The 13499-nt window shown below is 33.1% G+C and carries 7 protein-coding genes; 4 read left to right on the top strand and 3 right to left on the bottom strand.

All coding sequences use genetic code 11. From position 1 onward, the window contains the following. Nucleotides 1-94: 94 nt before the first annotated feature. Nucleotides 95-1525, top strand: coding sequence for a peptidylprolyl isomerase (locus B0A65_RS17330; protein ID WP_074659948.1), 1431 nt, complete (start codon nucleotides 95-97; stop codon nucleotides 1523-1525). Nucleotides 1526-1603: 78 nt separating this feature from the next. Continuing rightward, nucleotides 1604-2557 carry an AAA family ATPase gene (locus B0A65_RS17325; protein WP_074659949.1) on the top strand — a complete coding sequence of 318 codons (954 nt, stop codon included), beginning with the start codon at nucleotides 1604-1606 and terminating at the stop codon, nucleotides 2555-2557. A 58-nt stretch (nucleotides 2558-2615) separates the two neighbouring features. Here the strand turns inward: B0A65_RS17325 and xrtN are convergent, their stop codons facing one another. Next, the gene (xrtN, locus tag B0A65_RS17320) at nucleotides 2616-3851 is read right to left on the bottom strand and encodes an exosortase N (RefSeq protein WP_074659950.1); all 1236 of its coding nucleotides are present in this window, start codon (nucleotides 3849-3851) and stop codon (nucleotides 2616-2618) included. A 1-nt stretch (nucleotide 3852) separates the two neighbouring features. Beyond that, nucleotides 3853-6348: an XrtN system VIT domain-containing protein gene (locus B0A65_RS17315; RefSeq protein ID WP_074659951.1), complete on the bottom strand. Its 2496-nt coding sequence runs from the start codon at nucleotides 6346-6348 to the stop codon at nucleotides 3853-3855. A 433-nt stretch (nucleotides 6349-6781) separates the two neighbouring features. On the opposite strand from B0A65_RS17315, the gene B0A65_RS17310 reads away from it, so the two are divergent. Beyond that, nucleotides 6782-9553, top strand: a complete 2772-nt coding sequence (locus B0A65_RS17310; protein ID WP_074659952.1) for a bifunctional aconitate hydratase 2/2-methylisocitrate dehydratase — start codon at nucleotides 6782-6784, stop codon at nucleotides 9551-9553. A gap of 121 nt (nucleotides 9554-9674) precedes the next feature. Then, nucleotides 9675-11939 carry an aconitate hydratase gene (locus B0A65_RS17305; protein ID WP_074659998.1) on the top strand — a complete coding sequence of 755 codons (2265 nt, stop codon included), beginning with the start codon at nucleotides 9675-9677 and terminating at the stop codon, nucleotides 11937-11939. 115 nt (nucleotides 11940-12054) lie between these two features. Here B0A65_RS17305 and B0A65_RS17300 read toward each other — a convergent pair whose 3' ends face one another. Continuing rightward, nucleotides 12055-13449, bottom strand: a complete 1395-nt coding sequence (locus B0A65_RS17300) for a Kelch repeat-containing protein (RefSeq protein WP_074659953.1) — start codon at nucleotides 13447-13449, stop codon at nucleotides 12055-12057. Nucleotides 13450-13499: the final 50 nt, after the last annotated feature.

The following is a 13499-nucleotide window of genomic DNA, read 5'->3' as shown; positions in this document are numbered from 1 at the left end:
TTAAAAAGAACTAGATCTTAATTATTTAGTGATTTTTACTATTAAGAAAGAAGTACGAAGGCAAGATCTTTACATTCAAATTAAATTTAAAATAATGTTATTAAAAAAATTACAGCTAAAAACAATTGATTACAAACTTGTAGTAACAATGTGTTTTTTACTTTTTTTCAGCTCAATTGTTTCAGCTCAGGAAATTATTCCAGATGTTGTGGCTCAAAAACCAGTCGAAGTTCCTACTGGACAGAAGCTAAAAGTTGACGGTATTATTGCTACTGTTGGAGATTATATTGTTTTAGATTCAGATATTGATAAAGGATTTTTAGAGATTACAGCTCAAGGTGGAAATGTAAAAGATATTACAAGATGTCAGATGCTAGGTAAGCTTTTAGAAGATAAACTATATGCACACCAGGCCATTCAGGACAGTATCATTGTTAGTGATGCAGAAGTAAGGGGAATGATGGAAGACCGACTAAACTATATGGTAAAACAAGTTGGTGATATTAATAAAGTAGTTGAATACTATAAAAAAAGTTCTGTTGAGGAGTTTAAAACTTATTTTGCAGATATCTTAAAAGAGCAAAAATTATCTTCAGAAATGAGAGATAAAATTGTTGATGGTGTACAAATTACGCCTGAAGAGGTTCGTAATTTCTTTAAAAAAATACCAAAAGAGGATTTGCCAACTTTTGGAGCAGAGATGGAAGTAGCACAGATTGTGGTTGAGCCAAAAGTTTCAAAAGAAGATGAACAAAAAGTAATTGATAGATTAAATGCTATTAGAAAAGATGTTCTTGAGGGATCAAGTTTTGCTACAAAAGCAGTTTTATATTCGCAAGATCCCGGATCTTCATCAAACGGTGGGTATTATAAAATGACCAGAAAAACACCTTTTGTAAAAGAATTTAAGGATGTAGCATTTAGTTTGCAGGAAGGTGAAATTTCGGAGCCTTTTAAGACAAATTTTGGATATCATATTATCATGATTGATAAAATTAAAGGTCAGGAAGTAGAGTTGCGACATATTTTAATTTCACCAACTGTTTCTGAAGATGCGTTAAAGGAAGCAAAAGAAAGAATTACCAACATTAGAAAAAAGATAGAATCTAAAGAAATCACTTTTGCTGATGCTGCCAGAACTGAGTCTGATGAAAAAGAAACAAGAGCAAATGGAGGAATCCTTATAAATCCTAATACGCAGGACACCCGTTTTGAATTGACTAAAATGGATCCAACATTATACAATCAGGTTTCAAATTTAAAAGATACTGAAATTTCACAACCACTTTTAAGTACAGATGATAAAGGGAAAAAAACGTATAAATTAATTACTGTTACCAACAGAATTGATGAACACGTTGCTGATTATGCTAAAGATTATACAAAAATTAAAGATTTAGCATTGAAAGAAAAACAGATTGAAGCAATTGGAAAATGGTTTGATACAAAGATTAAAGATACTTATATTAAAATTATTGGAGAATACAGAGATTGTGCTTTTGCAAACAACTGGTTGAAAAAATAATTTTTATTAAATAAATAAAAAGAGTTAGTTTTATGAATTCATAGAGCTAACTCTTTTTCAATTTAAAAACATACTTAAATGTCTGACGTAGCAGCAATTCATAATTTAGTTCAAAAGAGAAACGAATTAAAATCAGAAATAGCAAAAATCATTGTAGGCCAGGATGCAGTTGTAGATCAAATTTTACTGTGTATATTTTCAGGAGGACACGCTCTTTTAATAGGGGTGCCGGGTTTGGCAAAAACTTTAATGATAAATACGTTATCACAAGCTTTAGGATTAGATTTTAAGAGAATTCAATTTACTCCGGATTTAATGCCTTCAGATATTTTAGGAAGTGAGATTCTTGATGAAAACAGGCAGTTTAAATTCATTAAAGGGCCGATTTTTTCTAATATTATTTTGGCAGATGAGATTAACAGAACACCGCCAAAAACACAAGCTGCTTTACTTGAAGCAATGCAGGAGCGTTCCGTAACTATTGCTGGTCAAAACTATAAATTAGATTTACCGTATTTCGTATTGGCGACTCAAAACCCAATTGAGCAGGAAGGGACTTATCCGTTACCGGAAGCACAATTAGACCGTTTTATGTTTGCCATAAAATTAGAATATCCAACTTTTGAAGAAGAAGTTCAGGTTGTAAAACGTACGACATCAGATGTTAAAACGACTATCAATCCATTATTTACTGCACAGGAAATTATTGATTTCCAACATTTAATTCGCAGGATTCCTGTGGCTGACAATGTTATTGAATATGCTGTGACTTTAGTTAGTAAAACGCGTCCGGATAATGCTTTGTCTAATGATTTTGTGAAAAATTATTTGGACTGGGGTGCTGGACCTAGGGCTTCTCAGAATTTGATTTTGGCAGCAAAAGCACACGCAGCTTTCCATGGTAAATTTTCACCAGATATTGAAGATGTAAAGGCTGTTGCAAGTGGAATTTTACGACACAGAATTATTAAAAACTATAAAGCAGATGCTGAAGGAATAACAGAAGACATTATTATTCAGAAGTTGTTGTAGTACTATATAAAAGTTTATAAAAAAGCCTGACAAATTAAATATTTGCCAGGCCTTTTTTTTAGTATTGAATTTTGCTGGTTTCGTTAATTAGTCGCACCGGTTTGTTAAAAGATAGTTTTATTAAAAGAACCTCTATTAGGGAAGTATATTTCTTTCTGTTGCATTCATACCACCAATACGAATAATATTGAGTATTGTCTTTCTCCATTTTTACACGCCAAATTATGTTGTTTCCTTTTTTTACTTTTTGTGATTCAATGATTTTGTAACCAGTGCCTGTCCAACAAATCAACGGATTGTGTGCCGGAGTTTTAATATAAATAAGTTTTTTAGAGGTTATAATTTTAAAGACTTCTTTGTTTATCCAAACGCCTTTTTTAATGGGATATTCAGTGCTTAGATTTTCAAGTAAATTATAAGGTTGTTCTTTTTTGATTTCGACACTTGTTATCACTAATACCAAGCTACCAATGAAGATAAAAAATATTGGATAATGGCTTTTGTTTCTTTTAATTTCTTCTTCTTTTGGTTTAAAAAATCGGACTATAAATAGCATAGGTAGTATTTGGTAAAATAGAAAACAGAGTATTCCAATACTGTGATGTAATGCATTTTCATCTGTACAATTAAATAAAATCAAAGTAATGATTCTGAAATAATTTGAAATAATATTTAATGCAATCAAAACACAGCTAAAGAGAAAAATTTGTAAAATGCTGAAGTACTTCTGTTGTTTCTTTTCTTCTAATGTCAACAAAAGAGATCCTGAGAGCAATCCAGTTTTAAACATGGATAAACCCATGCAAGCGGTATCAATAGTGATTTTAGCATTGTTTATATAAAAATTGACACCTTCTATTTTATTAATTGGGATGAAATTTTTTAAAGTCAGATATACATAATAACAAAGAGATTGTTTTATTTCGGTGGTTAGATATTCAAAAAAAGTATTAAAAAGAGAAGAGAATAATAGGATGCAAATGAAAGCAATAAAGGAGAATTTCTTTGTTATATTGTAATATAACAGACAAATGAATAACGCTAAAGCTAAAAAATGGACAGATTTAGTATACAGCCGAAAACTTATAAACTCCAAAATAAAAATCATCGCAAAGAGGGGGTAGTTTAGATTTAAACTCGTTTTTCTACCCCCAATAAAAAACAATGCGATTGAAAATATAATTCCGAATAAATTGCTATCAAGTCCTAATAATACAATATTATAATTTGTAATTAGAAGACAGCAGGCAATAAGGATGCCAATTGTTTTTTTATATTGCAATACATAATTCATCTTAAACAGTCTGTTTTTTGTTTTTTCTGTGGTAGAAATAAAGTGTTGAAATTCCGATAATAATCAATAACCATTCATGCGGCTCAGGTACTGCACCGTCATTATTTATTGAAGCATTTCCTAATGTGTCTACATTTTTCTCAATACCATTCTTTTTATAATCATTGTCGGTTTCGAGAACGATTAGAGACGAAATGGGCGTAACAATATTTGCATCTTTCGCTAAGTCAACATATTGATTATTGGCTAAAGTATCAGCCTGAATTTTTACCTGCTCCTCTAAAACTTTTCCAAATGCAAACATTCTGTAAATATGATTCGTGCCATTACTTTTTGAAAGATTGCTTTTTGGATTTTCTAATATCGTGACTTGTGCGGATTCTATATTTACAGCGTTTGTATCTGTTTTGAATTGAACAAACTGATGTTTCTCAATCATTTTTAGACTATTTTTGAAACTGGTCTGAAAGTAATCGACATATTTTTGTTCTTTAACGGTTTGCCAAAACGGATTGATGTCTGCGCCAATGTTAATGACTTTTATATTTCTTTGTTTTGTTCCGTTTTTTATTTTTTTTAAATAATTTGAATCTTCTATATCTTCAAAATTTGCCGAAAATGTTCCTGATTTTGTAATGATTAAACTGTTTTGGCTAAGTTTGTAAAGAGGTAGTAAAGAATAATGAAAGTCTTCAAAATCCAATAAGATTGCTTTGAAATTTTCATTAGTAATAGCTGTTTTTCGACCGTTTATAAAAGCATAAATATTTTTTTGCTTTAGGTTTACAAACGATTCTATTTGTTTATTTGTCCAATTGTTATTTAAATCCAGGATAATTTCAGAAGGAGTAAAAGGAATTATTGTTTTCTGAATGTCTTTGACTTCATAAACTTTATTTTTCCATGTAAATGAATTAGAATGTATTTTGTTTAATGGCATAGTCGCGTGCCAATTGTCAAGACCCTCTGATTCATTTGTATAAAAACCACTTTTAAGATCAAAATTTTTACTAGTTTCAATTTTTGTATTTCCAACAATCTGTATTCTTGAAATTGTTTGAGCTTTTGAAATATTTGGTCCTTTTATAGAAAGACTCTGATAGTTCATTTCGTTATCTTCCACTTTTAAAGGAGTTGTAAAACCACATTTAAAGGTTCTTGGTGTTTTGTTGTTTATTGGAAAAACTCTTACTACAACTTTGTTTCCTTCTTTCCATTGCATTAATGACGGATCACGGTATTCTACTCCAACAATCTGCTTGTAGGCTTTTTTCGCTTTTTCTTTAGTTGTTAAAACACCTTTTCGCTCAAGACCGTTCACCCAAAGAGAAAGCGAAGTAGCAACGGATCCTTCTGGTAGTTGAAAAGAATAAATAGCTTCCTCATCTCCCCATGATTTTTTTTCGCAGGCGATATTCATGGTAATTTCGGTATAGGCTAAACGAGAATCTGGATATATTTTGACATCTTCCTTAATGTTTTTGGTAAATAAATCTTCACCATTCCAAAGTTGTTCCTCAGTTTCTAATCTCTTGTCGAAATTTGATCTCAGAATGTTAATCTTGTCATCATTGCTCAACCCTGGATCTTCACAAAATAAATAGGCGATACTTATAAAAGGATTGTTTATTTTTCTTTGGTTGAATTGTTTTCCTCCAAATGAATTAAAGCCCCTAAAGCTAAAGAAATCATCAGGTGCCATATAAACAATGTCTTTCTTTAAAAGTATTTCATTAAAAAAATTTGGTTCTAAATTTTGAGAAACTGAAATGTAAGCCGGTAAATCATCATTATTATTAAAAGATTTAATTATAACGGTATCGGCAATTTTTCTGCTTTCGATCGTTAAGCCTATTATAAAAAGTAACAAACCAATAAATACAGTCGAAATTCCGGCACTGAATGAAAAGAAATACAATCGATTTCTTTGTAAATACCTTAGAATACTCAGCGTGTGGACGATTAAAACTATTGCAGGAACCAAACCGTAAAAACCCATTCCTAAGGCCAAAATTCCAACAATTGAAAGGGGGGTAAACGGAATAAGATAAAAGGCAAAGTATAAAATTATTCCAAAAGAAGCACCATTTATAAAGAAGAAGACTAAGTTATTAAAATCTTCTTCTGAGTTTTTATAAATGAAAAAATTAGAAATGCAAAATGTGAAGGTTGTCAAATAAACCCATACAGGCAGATCCTGAAAAACAGGAATAAAAGTATTTAAGCAAAAACATCCAATAAACCAATTCAGTATAATAAATGGAAGTAAATGAATATATTCTTCTTTGCTTTTTAAAATCAAAGAAGAGAGGATAATTCCGTATGCGAATTCAATTAGTAGGCTAATTATGGCTAATGATTCAAAATCGCTGTATTTTAATTTTATTCCAATAAGAGAAATGATAAGTAAGGTAGTGCTAAAACCAGTTACAAGCAGACTAATTGATACTCCTTTTTTTTGAGTATACTGTTTTAAAATTTCTAATTTGTGTCTCATAGTTATATTTATTTAAAAGTACTTTGAATTGCAAAGTTAATGGAAATTTTGAAATACAAGATTTTTTGTTTCATTTTTTTGAAGTCATTTTTCTGATACTTCTATTCTTTAGATTTTAGTTTTAAAAGAAGGAAAAAACACAACTATAACGTTGTAAATTCTTATTTAGAAAGATTCTTCGTGAAAAACGAGGTAAAATCTCACTTCGTTTATAACAACAAATTTCGACTTTGTTAAAGAAAAGATTTTAAAATACCAATAATTTATTATTTTAATATAAAATTGATGTTTTAGCAAAAACAGACGGTCAAAATCGTTTTTTAACAATAATAATTTTTGAAAAGGCGACTTCTATTATATTTTTTTTAATTCTCGGCTTTAATAGCTAAATTTGCGAACAAAAAAATAAAAATACCTAGAAAATACCTCCATTATGAACATTTATAAGGATTACATCCAAGAAATTGGAGAAAGAAAAACACAAGGGCTTCACCCAAAGCCAATCGATGGTGCAGAATTATTAAGTGACATCATTGCGCAAATTAAAGATTTGAATAACGAGTACAGAGAGGATTCTCTTAACTTCTTTATTTATAATGTGGTACCAGGAACTACTAGTGCTGCTGGTCTTAAAGCTAAATTTTTAAAAGAAATCATTCTTGGTCAATTCGAGGTTAAAGAAATAACACCTGCTTTTGCTTTTGAATTATTATCACATATGAAAGGTGGGCCTTCTATCGAAGTGTTGCTTGACTTGGCGCTTGGTAATAATACTGCTATTGCAAAACAAGCAGCAGATGTTCTTAAAACGCAAGTTTACCTTTATGAGGCAGACACTGACCGTTTAAAAGAGGCATTTAAAAACGATAACGCAATCGCTAGAGAAATTCTTGAAAGTTATGCCAAAGCAGAATTTTTTACAGCATTGCCAGAAGTAGTTGAAGAAATTAAGGTAGTGGCTTTTATTGCTGGAGAAGGTGATATTTCTACAGATTTATTGTCTCCGGGTAATCAGGCACACTCACGTTCTGACCGTGAACTTCATGGTAAATGTATGATTACTCCTGAGGCACAAGAAGAAATACAGGCATTACAAGCAAAACATCCTGACGCTAGCGTTATGTTGATTGCTGAAAAAGGTACGATGGGTGTAGGCTCGTCAAGAATGTCAGGTGTTAACAACGTGGCACTTTGGACAGGTAAAAAAGCAAGTCCTTATGTTCCTTTTATTAATATTGCTCCAATCGTTGCGGGAACAAATGGTATTTCGCCAATTTTCCTAACAACTGTAGATGTTACAGGTGGTATTGGTTTGGATCTTAAAAACTGGGTTAAAAAACTTGATGCCGATGGTAATGTTATTCGTAATGAAAATAACGAGCCAATTCTGGAAGAAGCCTATTCTGTTGCTACCGGAACTGTACTTACTATAAACACAAAAACAAAGAAACTTTATAACGGCGACCAAGAGCTGATTGACATTTCTAAGGCATTCACGCCTCAAAAAATGGAATTCATAAAAGCTGGCGGATCATATGCAATTGTATTTGGTAAAAAACTTCAAACATTTGCAGCTAAAGTTTTAGATATCGAAGCTCCTCTTGTATTTGCTCCATCAAAAGAGATTTCTATTGAAGGACAAGGTCTTACAGCAGTAGAGAAAATTTTTAATAAAAACGCTGTTGGAATTGCTCCGGGTAAAGTATTACACGCTGGATCTGATGTTCGTGTAGAAGTAAATATTGTAGGTTCACAAGATACGACTGGTCTTATGACTGCTCAGGAATTAGAATCTATGGCGGCTACAATTATTTCGCCAATCGTTGACGGTGCCTACCAATCTGGTTGTCATACTGCTTCTGTATGGGATAAAAAAGCTCAGGCAAATATTCCAAAATTGATGAAATTCATGAACGATTTCGGATTAATCACTGCTCGTGACCCGAAAGGTGAATATCATGCAATGACTGACGTAATTCACAAAGTTTTAAATGATATTACAATAGACGAGTGGGCGATCATTATTGGTGGTGACTCTCATACAAGAATGTCTAAAGGTGTTGCTTTTGGTGCTGACTCAGGAACTGTTGCTCTTGCACTTGCGACTGGAGAAGCTTCAATGCCAATTCCGGAATCAGTAAAAGTGACTTTTGTTGGAGAAATGAAGGGTTACATGGATTTCCGTGATGTCGTTCATGCCACTCAATCACAAATGCTTAAAAAATTTGGTGGAGAAAACGTTTTCCAGGGTAGAATTATTGAGGTTCATCTAGGAACTCTTACTGCTGACCAGGCTTTTACTTTTACAGACTGGACTGCAGAAATGAAAGCAAAAGCTTCGATTTGTATTTCTGAAGATGATACTTTAATTGAATCATTAGAGATTGCAAAGGGCAGAATTCAGATTATGATTGACAAAGGAATGGACAATCATAAACAAGTTCTTCAGGGATTGATTAATAAAGCAGATAAGAGAATTACCGAGATTAAATCGGCAGAGAAACCGGCCTTGACTCCAGACTCAAATGCTAAATATTACGCTGAGGTTGTGGTTGATCTTGATCAAATTATCGAGCCAATGATTGCTGATCCGGATGTAAATAATGTTGATGTTTCTAAAAGATATACGCACGATACTATCAGACCTTTATCTTTTTACGGAGGAGACAAAAAAGTAGATCTTGGATTTATCGGTTCTTGTATGGTTCATAAAGGAGATATGAAAATCCTTGCCCAGATGCTTAAAAATATAGAAAATCTACATGGTAAGGTTGAGTTTAAAGCGCCACTTGTAGTGGCACCGCCAACCTATAACATTGTAGATGAGTTAAAGGCTGAAGGTGACTGGGAAGTTTTACAGAAATACTCAGGTTTCGAATTTGATGACAATGCACCTAAAGGTGCTGCACGTACAGAATATGAGAAAATGTTGTATTTAGAACGTCCAGGATGTAACCTTTGTATGGGTAATCAGGAAAAAGCCGCAAAAGGAGATACTGTAATGGCAACTTCAACGCGTCTTTTCCAGGGAAGAGTTGTTGAGGATACTGAAGGTAAAAAAGGAGAGTCGTTGCTTTCTTCTACACCAGTTGTAGTATTGTCTACAATTCTTGGAAGAACTCCTACTTTAGAGGAGTATACAGCTGCAGTAGATGGTATCAATTTGACCAGATTTGCACCGTCTCATAAATTATTAGTTATGTAGTCATAAGATTAGTTAATTATATGCAAAAGCCCGAGTTATTCTCGGGCTTTTTCTTTTATGGCTACTCTATTTTTTGTATCTTGTCCTGTTCAAAATAAAAAAACAAAAAACAATTATACTTATGGCTTTTGATATTGAAATGATTAAAAAAGTGTATGAGAACATGCCTGGTCGTGTTGACAAAGCACGCGAGATTGTAGGTCGTCCACTTACCTTAACGGAGAAAATTTTGTACAATCACCTTTGGGATGGAAATCCGACGAAGGCGTTTGGAAGAGGTGTTGATTATGTTGATTTTGCACCGGATCGCGTGGCATGTCAGGATGCAACGGCTCAGATGGCATTATTGCAATTTATGCACGCTGGAAAACCTAAGGTAGCAGTTCCTACAACAGTACACTGTGATCACCTTATTCAGGCAAAAGTAGATGCGGCAACCGATTTAGCCAGAGCAAAAACACAAAGCAATGAAGTTTTCGATTTCTTATCGTCAGTTTCTAATAAATACGGAATTGGTTTCTGGAAGCCAGGAGCTGGAATTATTCACCAGGTAGTACTTGAAAATTATGCGTTCCCGGGCGGAATGATGATTGGTACCGATTCTCACACTGTAAATGCAGGTGGTTTAGGAATGGTCGCTATTGGTGTTGGTGGAGCTGATGCCGTTGACGTTATGTCAGGCATGGCTTGGGAATTAAAATTTCCTAAATTAATTGGAGTGAAATTAACTGGTAAATTATCAGGATGGACTGCTCCTAAAGATGTTATCCTTAAAGTTGCCGGTATCCTTACTGTAAAAGGTGGAACTGGTGCTATTGTTGAATATTTTGGTGAAGGCGCAACTTCTATGTCTTGTACAGGAAAAGGTACTATTTGTAACATGGGTGCTGAAATTGGAGCTACAACTTCAACTTTTGGTTATGATGATTCTATGAGTCGTTATTTGCGTTCTACAAACAGAGCTGATGTTGCTGATGCTGCAGATAAAGTGGCTTCTTACTTAACTGGAGATGCTGAAGTTTATGATAATCCTGAACAATATTTTGATCAGGTTATCGAAATCAATTTGTCTGAATTAGAACCACACCTAAATGGTCCTTTTACTCCGGATTTGGCTACTCCTATTTCTAAAATGAAAGAAGAAGCAATTAAAAATAACTGGCCATTGCAAATTCAGGTTGGTTTAATTGGTTCTTGCACAAACTCTTCTTACGAAGATATTTCTCGTGCAGCTTCTTTAGCAAGACAAGTAAGTGCTAAAAACTTAAAAACTAAATCTCAATTCACCATTACTCCAGGTTCTGAAGTTGTTCGTTATACAATTGAAAGAGACGGATTCATCGATACTTTCGAAAAAATTGGTGCGACTGTTTTTGCAAATGCCTGCGGACCTTGTATTGGTATGTGGGACAGAGATGGGGCAGAGAAGGAAGAAAGAAACACTATTGTTCACTCTTTCAACCGTAATTTCTCAAAACGTGCGGATGGTAACCCAAATACTTTAGCTTTTGTTGGTTCTCCGGAATTGGTGACTGCTATGGCTATTGCTGGTGATTTAGGTTTTAATCCTTTAACGGATACTTTAATCAATGAAGATGGAGAAGAAGTAATGCTTGAAGCTCCAACAGGAGATGAATTGCCTCCAAAAGGATTTGATGTTAAAGATCCAGGTTTTCAAGTTCCTGCTGAAGATGGTTCAGGTGTTCAGGTAGTTGTTAGTCCAACATCTGATCGTTTGCAATTATTAGCTCCTTTTGACCCTTGGGATGGTAAAAACATTACTGGTGCTAAATTATTAATCAAAGCATTCGGAAAATGTACTACCGATCACATTTCTATGGCTGGACCATGGTTGCGTTTCCGTGGACACTTAGATAATATTTCTAACAATATGTTGATTGGTGCTGTAAATGCATTCAACCAAAAAACAAACTCAGTTAAAAACCAATTAACTGGTGATTACGATGCAGTTCCTGCTGTAGCACGTGCTTATAAAGCGGCTGGAGTTCCTTCTATTGTTGTGGGAGATCATAATTATGGTGAAGGTTCATCTCGTGAGCATGCTGCGATGGAACCACGTTTCTTAGGAGTTAAAGCGGTATTAGTGAAATCTTTCGCTCGTATTCACGAAACAAACCTTAAAAAACAAGGTCTTTTAGGGTTGACTTTTGCTAACGAAGCAGATTATGATAAAATTCAGGAGAATGACACTATTAATTTTACTGATTTAACAGAGTTCGCTCCGGGAAAACCATTGACATTAGAGTTTCTTCACGCAGATGGTACTAAAGATATTATCCTGGCAAACCATACATACAACGCAGGTCAGATCGGCTGGTTCGTTGCGGGTTCTGCTTTAAACTTAATTGCTGCTGGAAAAGCTTAATTTTTAAGATTCAATTATACTAAAAACGCTCTGTGAAAACAGAGCGTTTTTTTTAATGCTAAATTTGAATAAAACACCATTGAAATGGATTTTTTAAATTTTAAAAACAGATCAGCTAGTTTGTGTTTTTTGCTAAATTTAATCCTCTTGATAAGACTTTGATCCGATTTGGTTTTGTCGTGTCAAATTCATCCGTATTTATGCTGTATACATTCGCAGTAGCGGCTGTGGCATAATTTATAAATGTACTTCCTCCTATGATGTATAATTTATTGTCAAAAAAGTACATCGTCGAGGATTTTACACTTAGTTCAACTAAATATTCTTTAAGCTGTTTTGATTTTGTATCGTAAATACACATTTTTCTGTCTTCAAAGAAATAGATAAAATCTTTATTGGATGTAACTGTAGGATTCTCATAACCGGAAAATAATTCTCCTTCAGTTTGCCATTTTTCAGTTGTTAAATCAAAGCTTTCAATGTCTAATAGCGACTTTCCGTTGTTTCCTCCAATTAAATAAATTTTATCATCAAGTATTACTCCAGATGTTTCTTTTGCAATTGGCATATCGGTAAGTTGATACCAGTAGCCTGAAGTTATGTTGTAGAGATGTACTTTATTTGTAAATTCCTTTTGCCCTTTTTCTGTTGCTTTTATAGAGCCTCCTAAAACAATAATATTGTCTTTATAGGAAAAAGAAGCAGCATTGGAGGCCTGATGCGGATACGTTTTGTCGATAGTAATGGTTTGTTTGTCAATATCAAACACTTCAATTTCATTTTCCAAGTATTGAAATCTCCCATTTTTAGAAACTTTTTTTCCTCCCAAAACATAAAACTTATGGTCGTAATAATTAAGGTTATTAAAAGCTCTTTTTTTGAATTTAGATTTAGAAGTTGTCCAGGAATCTTTTTTAATATCGTAAATTAACAAATCGCCTTTGTAAAATGTTGACGAATATTGAGCTGCAAGCTCATCAAGATATTTTTGCAAAAATCTAGGGTCTTCTGAGTTAATGTTTTTTGCTTTTAGAGCATCTAAAGCATTAGATTCATAGCTATCACATCCTCCTACGATGTAAATTTTATCATCTTTAATGCAAGATCCAAAAGAAGAAATAGGGTTTTTTAAAGAGGATAATTTATTGAAAGCAAGTTTTGATTTCAATTTTAACCTGGCATTGGCATTAATCGTCAATTCCGATAAATTTTCGATTTGATCGGAAAGAACAACTTTGTAATTTATTTTGTTTAAATCTTCCAGACTAATTTTTAAAGTTGTAAAACCAACATGAGAAAATTCAATACTATCTTTTGTTTTAAAGTTGGAAGGCAATTTTAGGGTAAATTCTCCGTTTTTATTAGTTAATGTAGTGACATTAAAATTTAGCGCAGCTATATTTACATCTTCTATTTGGAGAAGGTCTTTTTGAGAAACAACTGTGCCTTTAATATTCTGGGCAATTGAAATTATAGGCGTCAAAAGAAGTAGTAAAAATAGCTTTTTCATAAATGGTCAGATTAAAGTTTGGCTTTGGTTTTTAAAAATACAACTTTTCG

The organism is Flavobacterium frigidimaris, from assembly GCF_002217275.1.
GTDB lineage: Bacteria > Bacteroidota > Bacteroidia > Flavobacteriales > Flavobacteriaceae > Flavobacterium > Flavobacterium aquidurense.
Note: the sequence above shows the minus strand (reverse complement) of the source record. Positions and strands in the feature narration are given on the sequence as shown.